General features: G+C 40.1%; 1 pseudogene. It reads right to left on the bottom strand.

Features of this window, described 5'->3' with window-relative positions:
- A pseudogene (locus tag RB298_RS08645) lies at window positions 1-543 on the bottom strand (transposase); the annotation flags it as partial.
- Window position 544 lies beyond the last annotated feature (1 nt).

The following is a 544-nucleotide window of genomic DNA, read 5'->3' as shown; positions in this document are numbered from 1 at the left end:
GGAATATAGACAGCTTCTTTTGACACTGCACCTCGTTTCAAGGCGATGTACGTAGCATCTATCTAAATAAACGCACGCATAGCGTGCGCACAAGGTTCGATCACGGAAGGCTTCTACCTTTTCAGACATCACCTTTGTCATGTTTGAAAAGGTTTGAGGCGTGTAGTGATGACCATACATGCGCTCCATTAAATGGGCAATTTCAGCTGTCGTTACATCCTTTTGAAACATATGAATGATAAACGCTTCAAGCGTATCATTGGCTCTTTTATAAGGAGCCACCGTCTGTTGCTTAAAGTCGCCATTCCGATCACGAGGAATAACGAGATGAAGTTCTCCAGAATCTGTGTGCAGCGTCCGTTCGTACGAACCATTTCGTGAATTCCCTGTATTAAATCCAATATGATCATATTTTTCGTAGTCCAAAAAAGCTGTCAATTCGCTCGCTAAGAGTGTATTAACCGCATTTTCTAAGTGATAAAGGAAAATTTCCGTCACATCTTTCCTTTTGTATTTATTTACAAACAAATTGAAAAAAAGCAAA

The sequence above is a fragment of the Priestia sp. BR_2 genome, assembly GCF_041954005.1.
Classification (GTDB): domain Bacteria; phylum Bacillota; class Bacilli; order Paenibacillales; family Paenibacillaceae; genus Paenibacillus_AQ; species Paenibacillus_AQ lautus_A.
This window is presented reverse-complemented; position numbering and strand designations above follow the sequence as displayed.